Genomic DNA, 22776 nt, shown 5'->3' with positions numbered 1-22776 from the left:
CGGCCGCTGCCGCCCGGTGACGGTGGTGCTCGCGGGGTGATCGCGCCACGATGGGGTCATGGGATTCCAGGTGAACTCCGAGACCGGGCGGCTGCGCCGCGTCATACTGCACCGCCCCGATCTGGAGCTGAAGAGGCTCACCCCGGGCAACAAGGACGCGTTGCTCTTCGACGACGTGCTCTGGGTGCGCCGCGCGCAGGAGGAGCACGACGCCTTCGCCGCCGTCCTGCGCGACCGGGGGGTGCGGGTCCATCTCTTCGGTGATCTGCTCCGCGAGTCGCTGGAGCTGCCGGCCGCGCGCGGGCTCGTGCTGGACCGGGTCTTCCACGAGAAGGAGTACGGCCCGCTCGCCACCGGCCACCTCAGGGAGATCTTCGACGGGCTGCCCACGGACGAGCTGGTGGAGGCGCTGGTCGGCGGGATGACCAAACGGGACTTCCTGGAGCGGCACGCGGAGCCGATCTCGGTCCGTTTCCATGTGATGGATCTCGACGACTTCCTCCTGGACCCGCTGCCCAACCACCTCTTCACCCGGGACACCTCCGCCTGGATCTACGACGGGGTGTCCATCAACGCCATGCGCTGGCCGGCGCGGCAGCGCGAGACCGTGCACTTCGAGGCGATCTACAAGCACCATCCGCTCTTCGCGGGACCGCGCGCGGGCGGGTTCCACCACTGGTCGCAGGGGCAGGACGACTACCCCTCCACCATCGAGGGCGGCGATGTCCTGGTGATCGGCAGGGGAGCCGTACTGATCGGGATGAGCGAGCGCACCACCCCGCAGGCGGTCGAGATGCTGGCGCGCGGGCTCTTCGCGGCGGGCTCCGCCACCACGATCGTGGCGCTCGACATGCCCAAGCGGCGGGCGTTCATGCATCTCGACACGGTGATGACGATGGTCGACGACCACACCTTCACGCAGTACGCGGGGCTCGGCATGCTCCGCTCGTACACCATCGAACCGGGCGCCGACGGCCGGGAGCTGAAGGTCACCGACCATCCGCCCGAGCACATGCACCGGGCCATCGCGGCGGCGCTCGGGCTGGACTCGATCCGGGTGCTGACCGCCACGCAGGACGTGCACTCGGCGGCGCGCGAGCAGTGGGACGACGGCTGCAACGTGCTCGCCGTCGAGCCCGGGGTCGTCGTCGCGTACGAGCGCAATGTCACCACCAACACCCATCTGCGCGAGCAGGGCATCGAGGTGGTCGAGATCCCCGGCGGCGAGCTGGGCCGGGGGCGGGGCGGGCCCCGTTGCATGAGCTGCCCGGTGGAGCGGGACGCCGCGTAGCGAAGCCACCGCGGCCGGGGGTGCGTGGCGGGGGCTGTATAGCAATACGGGGCATCGTATATAGTTACGGTTCCAATTATTCGTCCGCCGCCCACCTCACGCGCTCCAGGGAGCAGCCATCATGGCGATACACCTCGAAGGCCGCCACTTCCTCAAGGAGCTGGACTTCACGGCCGAGGAGTTCCGCGGCCTGATCGATCTGGCCGCGGAACTCAAGGCCGCGAAGAAGGCGGGCACCGAGGTCCAGCGGCTGCGCGGGAAGAACATCGCGCTGATCTTCGAGAAGGCATCGACCCGGACGCGCTGCGCCTTCGAGGTGGCCGCCGCCGATCAGGGCGCCGCCACGACGTACATCGACCCGGCGGGCTCGCACATCGGGAAGAAGGAGTCGGCCAAGGACACCGCCCGGGTGCTCGGCCGGATGTTCGACGGCATCGAGTTCCGGGGGGACGCCCAGGCGACGGTCGAGGAGCTGGCCGCGTACGCCGGTGTGCCCGTCTTCAACGGCCTCACGGACGACTGGCACCCCACGCAGATGCTCGCCGACGTGCTCACCATGACCGAGCACACCGACAAGCCGCTGACGGAGATCGCTTTCGCCTATCTGGGCGACGCCCGCTTCAACATGGGCAACTCGTACCTGGTCACCGGCGCCCTGCTCGGCATGGACGTACGGATCGTCGCGCCGCGCGCCTACTGGCCGAGCGAGGAGATCCGCGCGCTGGCCGACGAGGCGGCGGCCGCCAGCGGCGCCCGGCTCACCCTCACCGAGGAGGTCGCGCAGGGCGTCGCGGGCGCGGACTTCGTCGCCACCGACGTCTGGGTGTCGATGGGGGAGCCCAAGGAGGTCTGGGACGAGCGGATCGCCGCCCTGGGACCGTACGCCGTGACCATGGACGTGCTGCGGGCCGCCGGCAACCCCGGGGTGAAGTTCCTGCACTGCCTGCCGGCCTTCCACGACCTGGGCACCGCGGTCGGCCGCGAGATCCACGAGCGGCACGGTCTGACGGAGCTGGAGGTCACGGACGAGGTGTTCGAGTCGGCGCACTCGGTCGTCTTCGACGAGGCCGAGAACCGGCTGCACACCATCAAGGCCGTACTGGTGGCCACGCTGGGCCGGGACTCCGCTGCGGAGTGACGGTCCGCGGAGCGACGGTCCCCGGCCCGACGTTCCGCGCCGCGGCGGTCCCCGGAGCAGCGCTCTCCGGAGCGGTGCTCAGCAAGCGGGCAGGGTGAACCAGACCGCCTTGCCCTGATCCGTGGCGCGGTGGCCGCAGGCCGAGCTGAGCGTGCTGATCAGCAGCAGGCCGCGGCCGTCCTCCTGCCAGGGGTCCGGCATGTCGCCGGGGTGCGAGAGATTGCCCGGCGGGGCCGGGTCACGGTCGTGCACCTCGACCTGGCAGCCGGTCGGGAGCAGCTCCACGACCAGCTCGATGGGGTGGTCCCCGTCGGTGTGCTGGATGGCGTTGGCGACGAGTTCCGCGGTGAGCAGTTCCGCCGTCTCGCTGTGGGTGCTCTCCTCCAGGTGCGCGAGCGCCGAACGGACCAGGGCGCGCGCGAGCGGCACGGCTTCGGTGCTGTGCGGAAGCGTGACTCGCCAGGGGGAGGAGCCTGCGGCTTCGGTCATGAGCGGGTGGTCCGATCGGGCGCAAGTATCAGGAGTGGGTAAGTCCTATTACGTTCAACTTTACGGAGCGTAAAGGGAGTGGCAAGAGGCGGCGGCCCGGCCGGGGACGGGACCTTCGGCCCCGTCGCGTGGGACTTTCGGCCCTTCGGGCGGCCGGCTATCGCGCACCCGTGACGATAGTCACACATGGGTGATACCTTCGGAAGGCAAACGGCACCGCGCACAGGCCACCGGCACCCCGCACACCGATCTACGGCACACGGCAACAGCATCCGCGGCACGCACGCGCTGAAGGAGGCCGCCTTCCATGAGCCCGTTCGGAGGTTCCGCGCCCCGCACCCGCGAGTGGCGGCATCTGCGGCTGGTACGGCAGGACGACGGCGTCGCGACCGTGACGCTCGCCCGCCCCGAGAAGCTCAACGCGCTCACCTTCGGCGCCTACGCCGATCTGCGCGATCTGCTGGCCGAGCTGTCCAGGGAGCGGTCGGTACGCGCCCTGGTACTGGCCGGGGAGGGGCGCGGCTTCTGCTCGGGCGGCGACGTGGACGAGATCATCGGCGCGACCCTCGCCATGGACACCGCCCAGCTCCTCGACTTCAACCGGATGACCGGCCAGGTCGTACGGGCGGTCCGCGAGTGCCCCTTCCCGGTGATCGCCGCCGTGCACGGAGTCGCGGCGGGCGCCGGCGCCGTCCTCGCGCTCGCCGCCGACTTCCGGATCGCCGACCCGTCCGCCCGCTTCGCCTTCCTCTTCACCCGGGTCGGCCTCTCCGGCGGTGACATGGGCGCCGCCTATCTGCTGCCCCGGGTCGTCGGGCTCGGGCACGCGACCCGGCTGCTGATGCTCGGCGAGCCGGTACGTGCCCCGGAGGCCGAGCGGATCGGTCTGATCAGCGAGCTGACCGAGGAGGGCCGGGCCGCCGAACGGGCCGCCGAACTGGCCGGGCGGCTCGCCTCGGGTCCCGCCCTGGCGTACGCGCGGACCAAGGCCCTGCTCACCGCCGAGCTGGACATGCCGCTCGCGGCGGCGGTCGAACTCGACGCCGCCACCCAGGCGTTGCTGATGAACGGCGAGGACTACGCGGAGTTCCACGCGGCCTTCACCGCGAAGCGGGCCCCTCGGTGGCAGGGCCGATGACCACCGCGGGTACGGGCCCCGGCACCAGCACCGGCGGCGCGCCGCGCGTCGCCGTCATCGGCGGCGGCCCCGGCGGCCTGTACGCGGCGGCCCTGCTCAAACGGCTCGACCCCGCCCGGGAGATCACCGTCTGGGAGCGCGGCGCCCCCGACGACACCTTCGGTTTCGGTGTCGTCCTCTCCGACGAGACCCTCGGCTCCATCGAGGACACCGACCCCGCCGTCCACCGGGCGCTGCGCGCGGCCTGCGTGCGCTGGGACGACATCGACATCGTCCACCGAGGCCGTACCCTCACCTCCGGCGGCCACGGCTTCGCCGCGCTCGCCCGGCGCCGACTGCTGGAGATCCTGGCCGAGCGCTGCGCGTCCCTCGGCGTACGGCTCCGCCTCCGTACGGAGGCACCGCCCGCCGCCGAACTGGCCGCGGCCCACGACCTGGTGATCGCCGCCGACGGTGTGCACAGCCTCACCCGCGCCGCCCACGCCGACGCCTTCGGCCCGTCCGTCACCACCCACCGCTGCCGCTACATCTGGCTCGCCGCCGACTTCGCCCTCGACGCGTTCCGCTTCGAGACCGCCGAGACCGAGCACGGCGTGATGCAGCTCCACGGCTACCCGTACTCCCCGGACGCGAGCACCGTCATCGTGGAGATGCGCGAGGAGGTGTGGCGGGCGGCCGGCTTCGACGCCCCGGACACCCGGGCGTCGGTGGACCGCTGCGCCGAGATCTTCGCCGGCGCCCTCGGCGGCCGGCCGCTGCGCTCCCGCGCCTCGTCGCGCTCGCCCGCCTCGTCCTGGACCGCGTTCCGCACGGTCGTCAACGACCGCTGGAGCCACGGCAGTACGGTGCTCATCGGCGACGCCGCCCACACCGCCCACTTCTCCATCGGCTCCGGCACCAAGCTCGCCGTCGAGGACGCCCTCGCACTCGCCGCCTGTATCCAGGAGCGGCCGACGGATCTGCCGGCCGCGCTGGCCGCGTACGAGAGCGAGCGCCGCCCCGTCGTCGAGTCCACCCAGCGCGCGGCCGCCGCCAGCCTGCGCTGGTTCGAGGAGCTGGCCCGCTACACCGGCCAGCCGCCGCACCGGTTCGCCTTCGGGCTGCTCACCCGCAGCCGCCGCGTCACCCACGGCAATCTGCGGCTGCGCGATCCCGGCTTCACCCGGGCCGTCGAGGAGGACTTCGGCTGCCCGCCCGGCACACCGCCGATGTTCACCCCGTTGCGGCTGCGCGGGCTGACCCTGCGCAACCGGGTCGTCGTCTCGCCCATGGACATGTACAGCGCGGTGGACGGCGTCCCCGGCGACTTCCACCTCGTCCATCTCGGCGCCCGCGCCCTGGGCGGCGCGGGTCTGGTCATGACCGAGATGGTGTGTGTGAGCCCCGTGGGCCGGATCACCCCCGGCTGCACCGGTCTCTACACCCGCGAGCAGAGCGAGGGCTGGCGCCGCGTCACCGACTTCGTCCATCGCCGCGCACCGGGCACGGCCATCGGCGTCCAGCTCGGACACTCGGGCGCCAAGGGCTCCACGCGGCTCATGTGGGACGGCATGGACGAGCCGCTGCCGGCCGCCAACTGGCCCCTGTACGCGGCCTCCCCGCTGCCGTACCGGCCCGGGGCCGGTCAGATCCCGCATCAGCTGGACCGGCGCCAACTCGACACCGTACGGGAGCAGTTCGCCTCCTCGGCGCGACGGGCCCAGCGCAGCGGCTTCGATCTGCTCGAACTGCACTGCGCACACGGCTACTTGCTCTCCGGCTTCCTCTCGCCGCTCACCAACCGGCGCACCGACGCCTACGGCGGCTCACTGGAGCGACGGCTGCGCTTCCCGCTCGAAGTCTTCGACGCCGTACGGGCCGACTGGCCGGCGGAGCGGCCCATGACGGTCCGTATCTCCGCCACCGACTGGGCGCCCGGCGGGACCACCCCGGAGGAGGCCGTCGAGATCGCCCGCGCCTTCACCGCGCACGGCGCCGACGCGATCGACGTCTCGACCGGACAGGTCGTCGCGGACGAACGGCCCGAGTTCGGCCGCTCGTACCAGACGCCGTTCGCCGACCTGATCCGTAACACCCTGTCCGTACCGGTCATCGCCGTCGGCGCCATCTCCTCCTGGGACGACGTCAACTCCCTCCTCCTGGCGGGCCGTACCGATCTGTGCGCCCTCGGCAGACCTCATCTGCACGACCCGAACTGGACGTTGCACGCCGCCGCGGCCCAGGGGTACGAAGGTCCCGCGGCGCCCTGGCCGCTGCCGTACCGCGCGGGCAGCCGCCCGCCACCGGCGGGCCGCACCGACGCCCCGAAGCCGCGCCTCACTCTTCGGTGAGGATCCCGAGGACGAACTCCCGTGCCGGATCGCGCAGTCGGGCGTGCAGCCGGGCGAAGACCCCGGCGGACCGCTCGCCCGGCCAGTCGGACGGCAGCAGTTCGGCGGGCAGACCGGGATCCGCGTACGGCAGCAGCCGCCAGGAGTCCAGCGCGAGCAGATAGTCGCGGTACGCGTCCCGCGGCGAGCCGTCCCGGCCGCCCTCCCAGCCGCGCAGCACCGGCTCGTGCACGGCGAGGAACTCCTCGTACCGCCCGGCGATCGCGGCCAGGTCCCACCAGCGGGCCACCGCGTCCGCCGTCGCCCCGAAGCCCAGATACTCGCCGCCGAACAGCTCCACGTACGGGTCGAGTTCGAGCCTGCGCAGCATATGGCCCGTCTCCTCGCGCAGCCGCGCCGGCGCGATCCACACCCCGGGCGCCGCCGTACCGAAACCGAGACGGGCCAGCCGGGAGCGCAGCAGATGGCGCTTGTGGCGCTCCGCCTCGGGGACGGTGAAGACGGCCAGCACCCAGCCGTCAGCGAGCCGGGGCGGGGCGGGCGTGTAGATCCGCCGGTCCCCGTCGTCGAGCAGCTGCCGCGCCTGCGCCGACAGCGCGTATCCGGCCGCGCCGCGCTCCGTACGCTCAGCGACCAGCAGCCCGCGCCGCTTGAGCCGGGAGACCGACGAGCGCACGGAAGGCGCGTCCACCCCGAGGGCGCCCAGCAGCCGGATCAGCTCGGCCACCGCGAGCGGCGCGCCGTCCGGGGCGCGCCCGTACGCGCCGTACAGGGTGACGATCAGGGATCGGGGGGAGTGCTGCTCGGCCACGTGATCACTCTAGGGCGTGCCACCACCCTGCTCCGGTTCCGCCTCCCGCAGCCGGAAGCGCTGGAGCTTGCCGGTCGGCGTCCGGGGGAGCGCGTCCAGGAAGACGATCGAGCGCGGGCACTTGTACGGCACGAGCCGCGACCGCACGAACTCCCGCAGCGCCGCCGCGGTCTCCTCGCCCGGCTCCACACCGCCGCGCAGCACCACGTACGCGGCGACGATCCGGCCGCGCACCTCGTCCGGGCGGCCGACGACCGCCGCCTCCACCACGTCCGGATGCGCCAGCAGCGCCTCCTCCACCTGCGGGCCAGGGACGTTGTACCCGGCCGAGATGATCATGTCGTCCGCGCGCGCCACGAAGCGGAAGTAGCCATCGGGCTCGCGCACATACGTGTCACCGGTCAGGTTCCAGCCGTCCCGTACGTACTCCCGCTGGCGTGGATCCGCCAGATACCGGCAGCCCACCGGTCCCCGGACGGCCAGCAGCCCCGGCTCCCCGTCCGGTACGGGCGCACCCGCGGCGTCCACGACCCGGGCCTGCCATCCCGGCACCGGCACCCCCGTCGTCCCCGGCCTGATCGCGTCGCCCGCCGCCGAGATGAAGATGTGCAGCAGCTCGGTCGCCCCGATGCCGTTGATGATCCGCAGCCCGGTCCGCTCCCGCCACGCCCGCCAGGTCGCGGCGGGCAGGTTCTCGCCCGCGGAGACGCACCGCCGCAGCGAGGAGAGGTCGCTGGGGCGCGCCGCCAGCTCGTCGAGCATCAGCCGGTACGCGGTCGGCGCGGTGAACAGCACCGACACCCGGTGCTCCTGGACCGCCGCCAGCAACTGCCGGGGACCGGCCTGTTCGAGCAGCAGCGCGCAGGCGCCCGCCCGCAACGGGAAGATCACCAGCCCGCCGAGACCGAAGGTGAAGCCCAGCGGCGAGCTGCCCGCGAAGAGATCGCCCGGCCCCGTCCGCAGCACGTGGCGGGCGAACGTGTCGGCCACCGCCAGCACGTCCCGGTGGAAGTGCATGCACCCCTTGGGCCGGCCGGTCGTCCCCGAGGTGAAGGCGATCAGCGCCACATCGTCGGCCGCCGTCGCCACCGCCTCGTACCGGCCCGGCTCGGGGCCCATCAGCCGCAGCAGATCGTCCGGCGCGGCGCCGTCCCCGTACGTGGTGATCCGCAGCCCCGGCACCCGGGCCGCGACCAGCTCGTCCACCGACCGGGCGTCGCACAGCGCGTGGCCGACCCGCGCGATCTCGCACATGACGGCCAGCTCGCCCGCGCGGTGCTGCGCCAGCACGGTCACGGCCACCGCGCCCGCCTTGAGCACCGCGAGCCAGCAGGCGGCGAGCCACGGGGTGGTGGGACCCCGCAGCAGCACCCGGTTGCCCGGTACCACGCCCAGATCGGTGGTGAGCACGTGGGCGATCCGGTCGACCCGGTCGCGCAGCTCCCCGTACGACCAGATGTCGCCCGGGGCCGTCGTACGGAAGGCGGGGCGGTCCGGGCCGAACCGTTCGACGGTGCGGTCCAGCAGCTCGACGGCGCAGTTGAGCCGGTCGGCGGCGGCCCCGGACGCGGTCCCGGTCGCCGGGGACCCGGGCGCGGATTCAGGCGGGGATACGGGCGGGATCGCGGGCGGGAGGGGGAGGAGCCGGGGCCACTGCTCCGCCGGCGGCAGATGGTCGCGCGTGAAGGTGTCGGTGTGGGCGGACGGTGTCAGCTCCATGGATCGCCCCCTGCTGTCTTGCCGGTCACGGCAGTACCTGTGGTGGGGTCGCGCATCGAGCGTATCGTGAAGATGACGACAGTCAACGGTTCGCGATAGACGCACGGGAAGTGGGGGCCGGATGCCCGTATTCTCGCTCGATCCGGAACAGACCGCGTGGTGCGCCGAACTGCGCGCCCTGGCCGCGCGGCGGCTGCGTCCGCTCGCCGAGCAGGGCGAACCGGGCCGGGTGAACCGGGAGCTGCTCGCCGTCCTCGGTGAACTCGGCCTGCTGGAAAGGCTGTTCACCTGCGGAGCGTTGGATCTGTGTCTGCTCAGGGAGTCCCTCGCCCAGGGCTGCACGGAGGCCGAGACCGCGCTCGCGCTCCAGGGGCTCGGTACGTACCCGCTCGTGCTGGCCGGTACGGAGGCGCAGCGCGCCCGCTGGCTGCCCGAGGTCGGCGCGGGCCGCGCCGTGGCCGCCTTCGCGCTGAGCGAGCCGGGCGCGGGATCGGACGCGGCCGCGCTCTCCCTGCGGGCCGTCCCGGACGGCCGCGGCGACGCGGGAGGCTGGCTGCTGACCGGCGAGAAGCGCTGGATCTCCAACGCGCCCGAGGCCGACTTCTACACCGTCTTCGCCCGGACGGGCGGCGGCGCCGGCGCCCGCGGTGTGACCGCCTTCCTGGTGCCCTCGGGACGGCCGGGGCTGACCGGCTCCGCGATCGAGATGCTCGCCCCGCACCCCGTCGGCGCCCTCGCCTTCGACGCCGTACCGGTCACCCGCGCCGATGTGCTCGGCGAGGTGGACCACGGCTTCCGGGTCGCCATGGACACCCTGAACCTCTTCCGCCCCAGCGTCGGCGCCTTCGCCGTCGGCATGGCGCAGACCGCGCTGGACGCGGCGGTCCGCCACACCGCGACCCGTACCGCGTTCGGCGGCCCGCTGAGCGGCCTCCAGGCGGTCTCCCACCAGGTCGCGGAGGTGGCGACCCGGATCGAGGCGGCCCGGCTGCTGGTGTACGCGGCGGCCTGCGCCTACGACACCGGCGCGCCCGATGTGCCCGCGCGCTCGGCGATGGCCAAGCTGTACGCCACCGAGACCGCCCAGTTCGCCGTCGACACCGCCGTCCAGCTGCACGGCGCCCGCGCCCTCCAGCGCGGCCATCCGCTGGAACACCTCTACCGGGAGGTCAGGGCGCCGCGCATCTACGAGGGCGCCAGCGAGGTCCAGCGCACCATCATCGCCAAGGAGTTGTACCGGTCGGCGGACAACTCCCCTCAGGAGGAGCGGTGATGGGCCTGGAACGGATCAACCCCGCCGCTCTCTCACCGGCCACCGGCTTCTCGCACGCCGTCACCGCCACCGGCGGCCGGCTGGTCCTGCTGGCGGGACAGACCGCACTCGACGGCGCGGGCGGCATCGTCGGCGGCACACTCCCCGCCCAGTTCGCCGCCGCGCTCGGCAATCTGCTCACCGCGCTCGCGGCGGCGGGCGGCGCGCCGGGCGATCTCGCCCGGGTCACCGTCTACACCACCGACGTCGCTGACTACCGGGCCCACGCGGCCGAACTCGGCCGGATCTGGCGGGAGTCGGCGGGCCGCGAGTACCCGGCCATGGCCGTGATCGGGGTCGTACGCCTCTGGGACGAACAGGCCCTGGTGGAGCTGGACGGGATCGCCGTACTGCCCTGAACGCGTGCCCGCGCGGGCCGCGCGCACGGCCGTACCCGGCTGTCCCCGGCCGCACGTGGCTCCGGCCCGCGGCGCCGTGCCCACGAGGGGGAGCAGCCGCGGGCCGGAGCCCGATCGGGGGTGCGTCGCTTCCGCGAGACGCTCTATACGGGGGTGGTCTGGGTGCAGTTCTTCCACTCGACCCAGGGACGGGAGCCACCCTTGTTCGGCCCGGTGGCGTAGGTCGGGTCGCCGGTGATCCGCTGGTTCTTCTCCTCGTGGGTGACGTCCAGGCCGAAGAGCTTGAAGCCCATCGTGACCTGCCCGGCCGAGACGCCGAAGCCGATGCCGAGCGAGGCGTTCCACCAGTCCGTGTTGGCGGTGTAGTCCAGGCGCGAGAGTTTGGCCTTGTCGTGGAGGAGTGTTTCGAGGGGGCCCGCGTCGTTGCCGAGGGGTTCGGCGGCGTCGGAGGGGCTCGGCAGGGCGTCGCTGGCGGGGAAGTCGCCGCGGCCGCGCAGCCAGTCCTCGACCAGGGTGCTGTCGCCGTCGTTGTCGAGCGGCAGCTCCGCCGACTCGGTGTGGATCGTCGACTGGATGTTGCCGGCGCCGCCACCGACGTCGATGGTCACCGGGAGGGGACCGGCGTTGACTCCGGCGCCGACCTTGATGCCCGTGCCCTCCCCGGCTTCCTGGCTGGTGGTGATGACCAGCTTCTCGGGGTGGTGGGGATCGCCGTTCTTGTCCTCCGCGTCGTAGGCGGCGGCGTCGTAGGTGACGGCGACCTGCTGCATCTTGCTGCCCTTGCCCTGGACTCCCTCGCCGCCCTGGCCGCCGACGGTGAAGGTGTAGACGAAGGTGATCTTCCCGGCGTCCGGCCCCGTCTTGGTCCGCATGACGACGACGTCCTCGGTCATCGACGCGGAGAGGAGGTCGGTGGAGATGGAGCCGAGGTCCTTCTTGTCGTCGCCCTTGCCCTTGGTGAAGGACTTGCCGAGGCTCAGCCCGCCGGACAGCTCGGTGGTCGACTTGGTGATGTCGACGTCCGGAGCCTTCTCGGGGTCGAGGTCGGGCCGCTTCTTGTTGGCGGAGTTGTCACAGATCATCCCCAGCTCCGTGCCCCAGGCGCGCGGGGGCGCGCTCTTGCACTTCGAGGAGGCCTTGAGGTACTCGGCGAACTGCTTGGCGTCCTTGAGGTTGGCCTCCAGGTCGGCCTGCGGGTCGTCGCTCTTGTTGCCGGAGAACAGCCACTGGCCGCCGCTGCCGCTGCCCTTGGAGTAGCTGCCGCTGAGGGAGGCGCTGCCGCCCCACTCCTTCAGCCCCGGGATGCCCGCCGAGATGCTGGCGGTGACACCGACACTGCTGTCGACGACACGCTCCAGGGTGACGGTGCCGTCCGACCACTGACTCACCTTCACCTGCTCGGATCCGCTGATCTTGATGAAGATGATCTGGACCGTGTAGGTGTCCTTGGTCTGGTCCTCGGCCAGCAGGCACTTGGCCGGCTGGAACGGGTCGTTCTCGGGCGGTTCGACCGGACCGTCGGGGTCGTCCGGGTCGCCCTCGGGGTTGTCGGGGTCGTCGAAGTCGCCGGTGGAGCACGCCTCGGAGGCGCTCGTCGGGTGCAGTACGCGGCAGACGGCGGCCTTGAGTCCGGTGGCCTCGTCCTGCGGGACGGAGAGTCCCACGATCGCGGCGATGATCATGGCGACGACCAGGATCATCGCCACGTACTCCGTACCCGCCACGCCCCGGTCCCGAGCGGTACGCGTACCGCTGCCGCCAGGTGCGTGCCAGGTGCGGAAAACCTTGGCCCGTCTCATTCGAACTCCTCGTTGCCAAAGCCGCCGACTCCCCCGAGCGACAGCAGCCTAGATATGGGCCCGGGCCCATCGGCAGGGCCCTGAGGCCCAGATGTGGGCCCACTGGGACGGATGTTCGCCCAGGTGACGGGTGTTGGGCCGGTGCCGGGTGGTCCGCAGGCGACGGAACGGCGCGAGGCGCCGGCGGTGTGGAAGCCGCCGGCGCCTCGGAACGTGAGCTGGGATCAGTGGGATCCGTGGGATCAGGTCGGAATGGGCTTGGTCCGGGTGCAGTTCTTCCACTCGACCCAGGGGCGTCCGCCGCCCTTCTGCGGCCCGGTGGCGTAGGTCGGGTCGCCGGTGATGGTCTGGTTCTTCTCCTCGTGGGTGATGTCGATGCCGAAGAGCTTGAAGCCCATGGTGACCTGACCCGCCGAGATGCCGAAGCCGATGCCGAGCGAGGCGTTCCACCAGTCGGTGTTGGCCTCGTAGTCGAGCCGGGAGAGCTTGGCCTTGTCGTGGAGGAGTGTTTCGAGGGGGCCCGCGTCGTCGGTGAGCGGCTTGGTCGCGTCGGAGGGGTTGGGCAGGGCGTCGCTGGCGGGGAAGTCGCCGCGGCCGCGCAGCCAGTCCTCGACCAGGGTGCTGTCGCCGTCGTTGTCGAGGGGCAGTTCGGCGGTCTCGGTGTGGATGGTCGAGTGGATGGTGCCACCGCCACCGCCGACGTCGATGGTGACCGGGCCTGCGTTGGCTCCCGCGCCCACCTTGATGCCGCCGCCGTCACCCACCTCCTCGCTGGTGGTGATGGTCATCTTCTGGGGGTGGTGGGGGTCGCCGTTCTTCTCCTCCTCGTCGAAGGCGGCGGCGTCGTAGGTGACGGCGACCTGCTGCATCTTGCTGCCCTTGCCCTGGACTCCCTCGCCGCCCTGGCCGCCGACGGAGAAGGTGTAGACGAAGGTGACCTTGCCCGCGTCCGAGCCGGTCTTGGTCCGCATGACGACGACGTCCTCGGTCATCGAGGCGGAGAGGAGGTCGGTGGAGATGGAGCCGAGGTCCTTCTTGTCGTCGCCCTTGCCCTTGGTGAAGGACTTGCCGAGGCTCAGCCCGCCGGACAGCTCGGTGGTGGTCTTGGTGATGTCGACGTCCGGGGCCCGGTCGGGGTCCAGGTCACCCTTCTTCTTGTTGGCGTGGTAGCCGCAGATCATCTGGAGTTCGGACCGCCCCGGCCGGTTGTTGCAGTCCTGGACGTCCTTGAGGAAGTCGGCGAACTTCTTGGCGTCCGCCAGGTTGGCCTCCAGGTCGGCCTGCGGGTCGTCGCTCTTGTTCTTGTCGAAGACCCACTGCCCGCCGCTGCCGCTGCCCTTCATGTAGCTGCCGCTGAGGGAGGCGCTGCCGCCCCAGTCCTTGAGCCCGGGGATACCCGCCGAGATGCTGGCGGTGACACCGCCACCGACTTCGGACATGCGCTCCATGGTGACGGTGCCGTCCGACCACTGCTGGATCTTGACCGTCTCGGACCCACTGATCTTGATGAAGAGGATCTGGACGACGACGGTGGTCTTCGTCTGGTCCTCGGACAGCAGGCACTTGGCCGGCTCGAAGGGATCGTTCTCGGGTACGTCCGGCACGTCCCTGGGGTTGTCGGGGTCGTACGGCTCGTCCGGATCCCGGTAGTCACCGTCGGCGCAGGCGTCGGCGCCGTCCAGGGGATGGATGACCCGGCAGACGGCGGCCTTGAGTCCGGTGGCCTCGTCCTGCGGGACGGAGAGTCCCACGAGCGCGGCGATGATCATGGCGACGACCAGGATCATCGCCGCGTACTCCGTACCCGCCACACCTCGGTCCCGGGAGATACGCGTACCGCCGGCCTGCCACCGAGCCGGGAGGCTTCTGGCTGCCCTCATATGCACTCCTCGTCCCGTCGTCGCAACTGCCTTCAGCTGCCGCAGCCTAGGTACGTGGCGGATGCATCAGGAGGGTCCACGGGCCCAGTTGTGGGCCCAAGTCACACGGTGCGCAAATTCGCTCGCCGTACGAGTGAACCGGTGGGGGCCCAACGCCGTCTTGCCGTCCGAAGTGGTCCTCGGTGATCGGTTTGGACGCCAACTGCGCCGGATGTGAGGCGGGTTGTCCATGCGGTCGATCCGGGTGGGGGTGTGCCCCGGTCTGTACCGGGTGTCGTGCATACTCGCCATGCACTTGCTTCGGGGGTTTGTTCGATTTGGTGCTTCAAGGGTTGGGGGAGATTTGCTCACTGACAGAAGAAGAGCCGGTGCGGCCATGGTCGCCGCGCTGCTCATAGCCGGGCTCACGTCCGGGGCCGCCTCGGGCGCCACATCCGCCGCCGCCGCGGACGGGACCGGATCCTTCCGGGCGTTCGCGGCGAAGACGCGTCAGGCGGAGAGCGCCACGTCCGTGGTCACGCTGATCACCGGCGATCAGGTACGGGTCGACGCCACGGGCCGGGTGACGCGGGTACAGCCCGCCAAGGGCCGCGAAGGCGTCCGGATGAAGGTGAACCGCGTCGCGGGCCAGGTGTACGTCCTGCCGGCCGACGCCGCGGAGCTGGTCGCCCAGGGGAAGCTGGACCGGCGGCTGTTCAATGTGACGGGCCTGCTCAAGGCCGAGTACGACGACGCGCACCGGGCGACGCTCCCGCTGATCGTGTCGTACGAGAAGGACACGGACCGCAAGGCGCGGGCGAAGACTGCCATCGCCGGCGCGGATGTCTCGGTGCGCCGCGTGCTGCCCGCCGTCCGGGGTGAGGCGCTCACGGCGCCCAAGGAGGACGCGGCGGACGTCTGGGAGGCGCTCACCGCGCCCGGCGACCCGCGGAGCGAGAGCCGCGAGGCCGCCCCCGGTATCGCCAGGGTGTGGCTGGACGGCAAGCGCCGGGCCGCGCTCGACAAGAGCGTGCCGCAGATCGGCGCGCCGACCGCCTGGCAGGCCGGGTACGACGGTACGGGCGTGAAGATCGCCGTGCTGGACACCGGGGTCGATCAGACGCATCCGGATCTCAAGGGCGTCGAGATCGCGCAGAAGGACTTCTCCGGCTCGGGCAACACCGTCGACCATGTCGGTCACGGCACGCACGTCGCGTCGATCGCGGCCGGTTCCGGCGCGAAGTCGGGCGGGAAGTACAAGGGAGTCGCGCCCGGCGCGAAGGTCCTCGACGGCAAGGTCCTCGACGACAACGGCTGGGGCGACGACTCCGGCATCATCGCGGGCATGCAGTGGGCCGCCGACCAGGGCGCGCGGATCGCCAACCTGAGCCTCGGCGGCCAGGACACCGCGGAGACCGATCCGCTGGAGGCGGCGGTCGACAAGCTCTCCGCCGAGAAGAACATCCTCTTCGTCATCGCCGCGGGCAACGAGGGGCCGGACGCGGGGACCATCGGTTCCCCCGGCAGCGCCGCCTCGGCCCTCACCGTGGGCGCGGTCGACAGCTCGGACCGGATCGCCGACTTCTCCAGCGTGGGCCCGACGGCCGACGGCTCGCTGAAGCCCGACATCACCGCGCCCGGCGTGGACATCGTCGCCGCGAAGGCCGCCAAGGGCGTCATCGGTGACCCGGCCGCCGACGGCTACGTGGCGATGTCCGGTACGTCGATGGCGACCCCGCACGTCGCGGGCGCCGCCGCGATCCTCGCCCAGGAGCACCCGGACTGGACCGGTGCGCGGATCAAGCAGGCGCTGACCTCCTCGGCCAAGTCCGGCTCGGGGCTGACCCCTTACCAGCAGGGCACCGGTCGCGTCGACCTGACGAAGGCGATCACCCAGACCGTCGTCAGCGAGCAGACCTCGGTGAACTTCGGCACCCAGCAGTGGCCGCACACCGACGACAAGCCGGTCACCGAGAAGATCACGTACAGCAACAGCGGTACGCGGGACGTCACCCTCGATCTGTCGCTGGAGACCACCGGCCCCAAGGGCAAGGCGGCCCCGGCCGGCTTCTTCACTCTCGGCGCGAACCAGGTCACCGTCCCCGCCGGCGGTACGGTGAGCGTCGACCTCACAGCGAACACCGGCGTGGGCAGCCAGGACGGCGCCTTCAGCGGCACGGTCGTCGCCCGGTCCGCCGCCGACGGCCAGGGCGTCCGTACGACCTTCGGCGCCGTCCGCGAGGTCGAGTCGTACGACCTCACGGTGAAGTTCATCGACGCCAAGGGCAAGCCCTCCCGGTCGGCCGCCACGCTCTACGGTCACAGCGCCGGCTCCTGGAAGGACGTGACCGCCACCAAGAGCGACGGTATCGCCAGGATCCGGGTCCCGAAGGGCTCGTACCTCGTCGAGGGACAGGTGCAGACCCCCAACGGGAAGGCCGACCCGGACTTCGCCTGGATGGTCCAGCCGAAGCTGGACGTGACCAAGAACGCCACGGTCGCTCTCGACGCCCGCAAGGCGAAGCCGGTCAGCATCACCGCGCCGGAATCCGCCAGGCTCCTCGACTCGTACGTGAACTTCGACCTCAACTCGTCGAACGGCGGTTACAGCAGCACCTGGCTGCTGGACTCCTTCAAGGGGTTCCGCGTCGGCCAGGTCGGCCCGTCGGTCCCGGCGAAGCTCTTCAGCGCGCAGGCCGGTGGCACCTGGCAGAAGGGCAGCACCAGCTACAACCTGCTCTACCACCGCACGGGTTCGTTCTACACCGGGTTCACCCACAAGGCCGCCAAGAGTGAACTCGCCCTGGTGAACCTCAAGATCGGCTCCTCCGCCAAGAACCGCAAGGCCGCTGTCAGCCCGTTCTGGGTCGCGCCGTCCAAGATGTTCGGGATCGGTACGCTGACCGACCCGTTCGCCCTGCCCGGTACGGCCAAGACCTACGTCTCCACGCCCAAGGGCTACACGTGGTCGTTCGACGTCGACCAGCTCGACAGCCGGGGAACGTCCAGCGAAGTCTCGCTGACGCAGCCGTCGTTGAAGACCTACACGGCGAAGAAGACGTACACGCAGACGTACAACGTCGGCGTGTTCAGCCCGAAGGTCGGCGGAGAGAGCGGTGTCCAGCGGCTCGGCAACGAAATGGTCGCCTGCATCGCCGGGTTCGCCGACGGCGCCGGTCACCTCGGCTTCTCGAAGGCGTCCAAGCAGCAGTCCGTGCTCACCGTCGGCGGCAAGAACGTCGTCAGCGAGAAGGGCCCGCTCTGCCTGTACACCGACGCCCTTCCCGCCAAGTCCGCGAAGTTCAAGGTCAGTACGGACGCGACCCGCTCCACCGCGGTCGCCGGTGTCACCACCCGCCTCGTCGCGGCCTGGACGTTCACGTCGAAGAAGCCCGCGGCTGACAAGATCGTGAACCTGCCCGTCTCGACGGTCCGCTTCGCCCCGAAGCTGAGCCAGGCGAGCACCGCCAAGCCGGGCAAGAAGCTCACGGTCCCGCTGACCGTCCAGGGCCCGGCGGCGAAGAACTTCAAGTCGCTCGCCGTGCAGGTCTCCTACGACGGCGGCAAGAAGTGGTCCAAGGCGCCCGTCACCACCAAGAAGGGCAAGCGGACGCTGTCCCTGAGCCACCCGAAGAAGGCCACGTCGGTCTCCCTCAAGGCGAAGCTCACGGACAAGAGCGGCAACACCTACGACGTCACCGTCGTCAAGGCGTACCTGCTCAAGTAGTCCACATCGCCCACCGGCACCAGCACCGGCTGTCACCGGGTCGGCCGCGCCCGGGGAACGTACACCACGTTCCCCGGGCGCGGCCGTGTGCGGTGACGCCGGGGGCGCGCACCGCCGTACCCGGCCCGCGCGCTCCCGTACCGATCAGTGCCGCGCGCCCTCGGTGCTCTCCCGCAGGACCAGACGGTGCGCCACGACGCGGTCCTGCGGTGACAGGGGCGCCGCCGCCGTCGCGTCCGCCCCGTCGCGCGGCCGGTTCACCTCGTCGATGCGGTGCCGCAGCAGATGCACGGCGGCCGTGGCCACCGCTCCCTTGTCGGGCGCCACGGTGCTCAGCGTCGGAACGCTGTACCGGCCGCCCTCCACATCGTCGAAGCCCATCACGGCGATGTCCTCGGGCACACGCACCCCGTGCTCGTGCAGCGCGCGCAACGCCCCCAGGGCCAGCTGGTCGTTGAGGCACAGCAGCGCGTCGGGGCGGGCGCCGCCGGTCAGCGCGCGGGCCGCCGCCGCGGCCCCGTCGGGCATCCGGAAGGCCGCCACGGGGAGCAGTGCCGCCGCGTCGTAGGCGATGCCCGCCGCCGACAGGGCCGCGCGGTATCCGCGGGTGCGCGCCTCCGCGGTGCCCAGCCCCGGCTCGTCCCGGCCCCCGATGACCAGGATGTCGCGGTGCCCGCGGGCGATCAGATGCTCGGTGGCCTCGCGCGCGGCGCGCTCGTTGTCGATCGCCACGTGGTCCGCCCCCTCCTCCAGCAGCTCGCCCAGCAGGACCGTCGGCGGCGACCCCGCGTGTTCGCGCAGATCGTCGGAGGTCAGGGCGAGCGGGCTGAGGATGACACCGTCGACGAAGTCGGAGCCGAACCCCGACAGCGCCGCCAGCTCGTGGAGGCGCTCCCCGCCGGACTGGTGGACCAGCACGGTCAGTGAGCACTGCTCGGCCGCGCGGATCACATGCCGGGCCAGCTCGGCGAAGTACGGGACGTCCAGCTCCGGTACGACCAGGGCGATGACCCCGCTGCGCCCGGTGCGCAGATGGCGGCCGGCCAGGTTCACCCGGTAGCCGAGATGGTCGATGGCCTCACGGACCACGCGCCGGGTCCGGTCGGAGACATGGACGTAGTCGTTGATCACGTTCGAGACGGTCTTCTCCGACACGCCCGCATGCCGTGCGACGTCCTTGATCCTGGGTCGTGCCACCACCGTGTCCCCCTGCTCCCGTGCACCGCCGAGTCTATGCCGTACCCGGACCGGGGGGCCGCGCGGACGCGGGCCGGGCCCGGCGACGGACCGGCCGTGCCGCCGTACAACAGACCTTGCCACACCTCTTTACAGCCGATGTACATCGTTGTAAAAACATGGCACCGCGCCGGTCGCCGGAGCGGTGCCCATCACTCTCGGTGATGGGCCGCCACCGGTCGTCCGTGCCGGTGGCCGCCGTCAACCGGCAGAGTCGACCGGCCGTCGAAAGGTCCGTGATGAGTTCTTCTCCACCCGCTCCGGGGCCGCGGCCCGCGTCCACGCCCCCGCCGGCCGCGGGGGTCAGCCGCCGCGGGCTGCTGCGCTACGGCATGGCCGGGGCCGGCGCGGCGCTGCTCGCCTCCGGTCCGCTGACCGGCTGCGCCTCGCCCGCCGCGTCGTCGTCGGACGCCTCCGCCCTCCGCGTCTGGGACCTCTTCCAGGGCGGCGACGGCATCCTGATGAACGACATGATCAAGGCCGTCTCCACCGCCCGCGACGGCTTCACCGTCGACCGCACCATTCTGGACTGGGGCCCGTCCTACTACACCAAGCTCGCCATGTCGGCCGCCGGCGGCCGGGCGTCCGATGTGGCCGTCCTCCACCTCTCCCGGCTGGCCGGATACGCCCCCGGCGGGCTGCTGGACCCCTTCGACCTGGACGTGCTCGCCGAATTCGGCTGCGGCGAGGCCGACTTCACCCCCGCGGTCTGGAAGCGGACGCAGTACGAGGGAACCGTCTACGCGATCCCGCTGGACGTCCACCCCTTCATCGTCTTCTACGACCGTGACGCCGCGGACAAGGCCGGACTCCTCGACCCCTCCGGCGAACTCGCCCCGATGGGTTCCCCCGAGGCCCTGCTGGGCGCCGGAAAGGCCCTCGCGGATGCCACCGGCGGCTCGGGCATCCTCTTCGGCCATGTCACCGACACCGCCCAGAGCTGGCGGCAGTTCGCCGCCCTCTACGCCCAGACCGGCGCCGCCTTCACCCTGCCCGAGGGCGGTCCCGCCGAGATCGACACCGACGCCGCCGTCCGGGTCGTGTCGTTCATGCAGCGGCTCTTCGACGGCAGGACCAACCCCAACAACCTCGACTACAACGGCGCGATGGCCGCGTTCATGGGCGGCCGCGGCGGTATGGCCATGCTCGGCGAGTGGGAGCTGCCCGCCCTGCGGAAGTCGGGCATCAGCCTGGGCGCCGCCCCCTTCCCGCAGGTCTTCGACCGTCCCGCCGTCTACACCGACTCCCACAGCTTCGTCCTGCCGCATCAGTCCGATCCCGACCCGGCACGCCGGCGCGAGGCGCACCGGTACGTCGCGCAGATGATCAAACAGAGCCTGACCTGGGCGAGTGCCGGGCACATCCCCGCGTACCAGCCCGTCCTGGCCCGTCCCGCGTACGCGGCGCTCGACCCCCAGTCGTCCTACGCCGACGCGGGCAAGGTGGCGGTGCTCGATCCGCCGAACTGGTTCGCCGGAGCCGCCTCGAACTTCCAGAACCGCATGTGCCAGCCGCTCCAGTCGGCGCTGCTCGGCAACACCTCGGCCGAGAAGGCGGTGCGGCAGATGGTCCGTGAGGCGGACACGCTGCTGCGGCAGCCCAACCCGGTGGCCTGACCGGAGCACAAGGAGCTACTCACGTGACAACCACCGCACCCACCGGTGCCGGCGCGCCCACCAGCGCGTCGCCGCCGTCCACCTCCCTCCCGGACAGGCCGCCCCTCCGGGACCGGCTCCCCTTCCGCGACAAGAGCGCCGCCGGCCGGAGCAACGGCCTGCTCTTCGTCCTGCCCTTCCTGGTGCTCTTCGGCCTCTTCCTGGTGTGGCCCGTCTTCCACGGCCTGTGGATGAGCCTCACCGACAGCTCGCTCGCCCTGCGCGACACGTCCTTCGTCGGCTTCGCCAACTACGCCGAGGCGTTCGGTGACCCCGACGTCTGGCGCAGCCTGGGCAACACGGTCTTCTTCACCCTCATCTCGTGCGTCCCTCTGGTGCTGGGCTCACTGGCGATGGCGCTGCTGGTGCACAGCGGACTGGCCGGCCAGTGGGTGTGGCGCCTGGCGTTCTTCGCGCCCTATCTGCTGCCCGTCACCGTGGTGACCGCCATATGGCTGTGGCTCTACCAGCCGGACGTCGGCTTCGGCAACCAACTGCTCGGCGCGCTCGGCATGGAGCCCGTCGGCTGGCTGTCCGACGAGTCGGTCGCCATGTGGTCCGTCGCCGCCCTGACCGTCTGGTGGACGGTCGGCTTCAACTTCCTGCTCTACCTGGCCGCCCTCCAGTCCCTGCCGGAGGCCCTCGACGAGGCCGCCGCGATCGACGGCGCGGGCGCCTGGCGGCGGCTGTGGTCCATCACCCTGCCCCAACTGCGCAGGACGACGGTGATGGTGGCCATGCTCCAGGTCCTGGCCTCGCTCAAGGTCTTCGACCAGATCTACATCCTCACCAAGGGCGGCCCGAACGGCTCGACCCGTCCCATCCTGGAGTACGTCTACGACGTCGGGTTCAGCGGCTACCGGCTGGGCTACGCCTCGGCCGTCTCCTACGTCTTCTTCGCGCTGGTGATCGTCATATCCGTCGCGCAGCTGCGCTTCTTCCGCCAGGAGGACTGACCGTGTCCGCTACCACAACTCCCGTGCGCCCGAGGCGCCGCGCACCCCGCGCGCCCGGCGGCGCGCCGATGCTCCTCGGCCCGGGGCGACTGCCCCGCGCACTGGCCGGGACCGCGCTGGTCGTGCTGGCGGCCGCCTGGCTGCTGCCGCTCGTCTGGGCGGTCGTCACCTCGCTCCAGAGCGAGCGGAACGTGGCGAAGCCCGGCCTGTCCCCGTTCAAGGGCGCCTTCACCCTGGAGTCCTACCGGCAGATCCTGGACCGGGGGAACGTACTGACCTGGGCCGTCAACAGCTTTCTCGTGGCCGGGCTGGTCACACTGATCACCGTGGCACTGTCCACGCTCGCCGCCTACGGGTTCGCGCGCGGTACGTTCCGGGGCCGCAAGGCGCTGCTGGCCGTCACCGTCGCCGCCATCATGGTGCCGCCGCAGCTGCTCATCGTGCCCCTCTTCGAGCAGATGCTCCTGTTCAACCTGGTGGACACGTACGCGGCGGTCATCCTGCCCCAAGTGGTGGCGCCGATGATGGTGTTCATCCTCAAGCGGTTCTTCGAGGCCCTGCCCCGCGAGCTGGAGGACGCGGCCCGGATCGACGGCGCGTCCGAGGCGCGGGTCTTCCTGTCGGTCGTGCTGCCGCTGTCCCGGCCCATCGTGGCCGCCGTCGCCATCTTCGTGTTCATCGGTGCCTGGAACAACTTCATGTGGCCGTTCATCGTCACCAACGATCCCGGCCTCATGACACTCCCGGTGGGTCTCGCCACCGTCAAGGACAATTTCGGCATCCAGTACGCCCAGTCCATGGCCGCCGCGCTGCTCGCGTCGCTGCCGCTGATCGTGATGTTCCTCCTCTTCCAGCGGCGCATCGTCAAATCGGTGGCCACCACGGGCTTCGGCGGCTCCTGACCCCGTCCGTTCCCGGCCCCCGGGCCGGAAGGACGGGCCTTCGGGGACCCGCTCC

The 22776-nt window shown here is 71.4% G+C and carries 16 protein-coding genes; 10 read left to right on the top strand and 6 right to left on the bottom strand.

From position 1 onward, the window contains the following. Positions 1-58: 58 nt before the first annotated feature. Complete coding sequence (locus OG627_RS06840; RefSeq protein WP_329062457.1) at positions 59-1291, top strand: arginine deiminase; 1233 nt, start codon at positions 59-61, stop codon at positions 1289-1291. Between the two features lie 121 nt (positions 1292-1412). Continuing rightward, positions 1413-2429 carry an ornithine carbamoyltransferase gene (gene argF / locus OG627_RS06835; protein WP_329062455.1) on the top strand — a complete coding sequence of 339 codons (1017 nt, stop codon included), beginning with the start codon at positions 1413-1415 and terminating at the stop codon, positions 2427-2429. A 78-nt stretch (positions 2430-2507) separates the two neighbouring features. On the opposite strand, the gene OG627_RS06830 is transcribed toward argF, so the two are convergent. Beyond that, positions 2508-2918: an ATP-binding protein gene (locus OG627_RS06830; protein WP_329062453.1), complete on the bottom strand. Its 411-nt coding sequence runs from the start codon at positions 2916-2918 to the stop codon at positions 2508-2510. Positions 2919-3225: 307 nt separating this feature from the next. On the opposite strand from OG627_RS06830, the gene OG627_RS06825 reads away from it, so the two are divergent. After that, positions 3226-4056, top strand: a complete 831-nt coding sequence (locus OG627_RS06825) for an enoyl-CoA hydratase family protein (protein WP_329062451.1) — start codon at positions 3226-3228, stop codon at positions 4054-4056. Next, positions 4053-6386: a bifunctional salicylyl-CoA 5-hydroxylase/oxidoreductase gene (locus OG627_RS06820; RefSeq protein WP_329062450.1), complete on the top strand. Its 2334-nt coding sequence runs from the start codon at positions 4053-4055 to the stop codon at positions 6384-6386. Before OG627_RS06825 ends, OG627_RS06820 begins: the two co-directional genes overlap by 4 nt. On the opposite strand, the gene OG627_RS06815 is transcribed toward OG627_RS06820, so the two are convergent. Together OG627_RS06815 and OG627_RS06810 are read right to left on the bottom strand one after the other, a co-directional pair. Then, positions 6373-7197: a PaaX family transcriptional regulator gene (locus OG627_RS06815; protein WP_329062448.1), complete on the bottom strand. Its 825-nt coding sequence runs from the start codon at positions 7195-7197 to the stop codon at positions 6373-6375. The genes OG627_RS06820 and OG627_RS06815 overlap by 14 nt on opposite strands. Before the next feature lie 9 nt (positions 7198-7206). Beyond that, the gene (locus OG627_RS06810; protein ID WP_329062446.1) at positions 7207-8916 is read right to left on the bottom strand and encodes an AMP-binding protein; all 1710 of its coding nucleotides are present in this window, start codon (positions 8914-8916) and stop codon (positions 7207-7209) included. 121 nt (positions 8917-9037) lie between these two features. Between OG627_RS06810 and OG627_RS06805 the strand changes: the two genes are divergently transcribed. Together OG627_RS06805 and OG627_RS06800 are read left to right on the top strand one after the other, a co-directional pair. Then, positions 9038-10189 (top strand): acyl-CoA dehydrogenase family protein, encoded by a 1152-nt coding sequence (locus OG627_RS06805; protein ID WP_329062444.1) that lies wholly within the window; start codon positions 9038-9040, stop codon positions 10187-10189. Continuing rightward, positions 10189-10587, top strand: coding sequence for a RidA family protein (locus tag OG627_RS06800; protein ID WP_329062442.1), 399 nt, complete (start codon positions 10189-10191; stop codon positions 10585-10587). Before OG627_RS06805 ends, OG627_RS06800 begins: the two co-directional genes overlap by 1 nt. A 143-nt stretch (positions 10588-10730) precedes the next feature. Here the strand turns inward: OG627_RS06800 and OG627_RS06795 are convergent, their stop codons facing one another. Beyond that, positions 10731-12386, bottom strand: a complete 1656-nt coding sequence (locus tag OG627_RS06795) for a hypothetical protein (RefSeq protein ID WP_329062440.1) — start codon at positions 12384-12386, stop codon at positions 10731-10733. A gap of 242 nt (positions 12387-12628) precedes the next feature. Further along, the gene (locus OG627_RS06790) at positions 12629-14266 is read right to left on the bottom strand and encodes a hypothetical protein (RefSeq protein ID WP_329062438.1); all 1638 of its coding nucleotides are present in this window, start codon (positions 14264-14266) and stop codon (positions 12629-12631) included. A gap of 343 nt (positions 14267-14609) precedes the next feature. On the opposite strand from OG627_RS06790, the gene OG627_RS06785 reads away from it, so the two are divergent. Next, a complete protein-coding gene (locus tag OG627_RS06785; RefSeq protein WP_329062436.1) occupies positions 14610-17972 on the top strand; it encodes a S8 family peptidase in 3363 nt (1120 codons plus the stop codon). Between the two features lie 144 nt (positions 17973-18116). Here OG627_RS06785 and OG627_RS06780 read toward each other — a convergent pair whose 3' ends face one another. Then, positions 18117-19169, bottom strand: coding sequence for a LacI family DNA-binding transcriptional regulator (locus OG627_RS06780; RefSeq protein ID WP_329062434.1), 1053 nt, complete (start codon positions 19167-19169; stop codon positions 18117-18119). Positions 19170-19447: 278 nt separating this feature from the next. Between OG627_RS06780 and OG627_RS06775 the strand changes: the two genes are divergently transcribed. From OG627_RS06775 to OG627_RS06765, 3 genes are read left to right on the top strand one after another with little or no spacing between them, the layout of a single operon-like run. Next, positions 19448-20824: an extracellular solute-binding protein gene (locus OG627_RS06775; protein WP_329062432.1), complete on the top strand. Its 1377-nt coding sequence runs from the start codon at positions 19448-19450 to the stop codon at positions 20822-20824. Between the two features lie 23 nt (positions 20825-20847). Further along, positions 20848-21819, top strand: a complete 972-nt coding sequence (locus OG627_RS06770; protein ID WP_329062430.1) for a carbohydrate ABC transporter permease — start codon at positions 20848-20850, stop codon at positions 21817-21819. A gap of 2 nt (positions 21820-21821) precedes the next feature. Further along, a complete protein-coding gene (locus tag OG627_RS06765; RefSeq protein WP_329062428.1) occupies positions 21822-22721 on the top strand; it encodes a carbohydrate ABC transporter permease in 900 nt (299 codons plus the stop codon). Positions 22722-22776 lie beyond the last annotated feature (55 nt).

The sequence above is a fragment of the Streptomyces sp. NBC_01429 genome, assembly GCF_036231945.1.
Taxonomy (GTDB): Bacteria; Actinomycetota; Actinomycetes; order Streptomycetales; family Streptomycetaceae; genus Streptomyces.
Note: the sequence above shows the minus strand (reverse complement) of the source record. Positions and strands in the feature narration are given on the sequence as shown.

Bases quoted from the DNA above. Each gene is read 5' to 3' on its own strand.
- OG627_RS06840 (WP_329062457.1), top strand. From the start codon at position 59: ATGGGATTCCAGGTGAACTCCGAGACCGGGCGGCTGCGCCGCGTCATA.
- OG627_RS06820 (WP_329062450.1), top strand. From the start codon at position 4,053: ATGACCACCGCGGGTACGGGCCCCGGCACCAGCACCGGCGGCGCGCCG.
- OG627_RS06810 (WP_329062446.1), bottom strand. From the start codon at position 8,916: ATGGAGCTGACACCGTCCGCCCACACCGACACCTTCACGCGCGACCAT.
- OG627_RS06830 (WP_329062453.1), bottom strand. From the start codon at position 2,918: ATGACCGAAGCCGCAGGCTCCTCCCCCTGGCGAGTCACGCTTCCGCAC.
- OG627_RS06795 (WP_329062440.1), bottom strand. From the start codon at position 12,386: ATGAGACGGGCCAAGGTTTTCCGCACCTGGCACGCACCTGGCGGCAGC.
- OG627_RS06825 (WP_329062451.1), top strand. From the start codon at position 3,226: ATGAGCCCGTTCGGAGGTTCCGCGCCCCGCACCCGCGAGTGGCGGCAT.
- OG627_RS06790 (WP_329062438.1), bottom strand. From the start codon at position 14,266: ATGAGGGCAGCCAGAAGCCTCCCGGCTCGGTGGCAGGCCGGCGGTACG.
- argF (WP_329062455.1), top strand. From the start codon at position 1,413: ATGGCGATACACCTCGAAGGCCGCCACTTCCTCAAGGAGCTGGACTTC.
- OG627_RS06805 (WP_329062444.1), top strand. From the start codon at position 9,038: ATGCCCGTATTCTCGCTCGATCCGGAACAGACCGCGTGGTGCGCCGAA.
- OG627_RS06775 (WP_329062432.1), top strand. From the start codon at position 19,448: ATGAGTTCTTCTCCACCCGCTCCGGGGCCGCGGCCCGCGTCCACGCCC.
- OG627_RS06800 (WP_329062442.1), top strand. From the start codon at position 10,189: ATGGGCCTGGAACGGATCAACCCCGCCGCTCTCTCACCGGCCACCGGC.